Below are 477 nucleotides of genomic sequence, written 5' to 3' on the forward strand. Positions count from 1 at the left end.
GCTCGGCCCGGACGGCGGCCACTACGTGTGGACGCAGCCGTACCCGGCGGACTTCACCCCGGAGGGGGTCGCGGGCGGCGAGTGGTACCGGCTGCTGACCGGCGCCTTCCTGCATCTGCCCCCCACCGAGGGGACGTTCGGCGTCCTCCACGTGGTGATGAACATGGCGCTGCTGTGGAACCTGGGCCGGGTGGTCGAGCCGATGCTCGGCCGGGTCCACCACCTCGCCCTGTACCTGCTGTCGGCGCTGGGCGGTTCGGTGCTGGTGCTGCTGCTCGCGCCCTCGGTCCCCACGGTCGGCGCCTCCGGCGCGCTGTTCGGGGTCGGGGCCGCCAACTACGTCGTGTCCCGGCGGGTGGGCGCCGACATGCGCGGGGGGAACCGCTTCATGGCCGGGCTGCTGCTGTGGCTGGGGGTCTCCGCGGTCGTCACCTCGTGGCCGGGCCACCTGGGCGGTCTGCTGACCGGCGGGCTGGT

The 477-nt window shown here is 74.2% G+C and carries 1 protein-coding gene; it reads left to right on the forward strand.

What is annotated here, in order from left to right; genetic code table 11:
* The coding region (locus LPA54_RS37485; RefSeq protein ID WP_228984912.1) for a rhomboid family intramembrane serine protease at nucleotides 1–477 on the forward strand (477 nt) is incomplete at both ends.

The organism is Streptomyces sp. DH12 (assembly GCF_020873895.1).
In the GTDB taxonomy this organism is placed as follows: Bacteria; Actinomycetota; Actinomycetes; order Streptomycetales; family Streptomycetaceae; genus Streptomyces.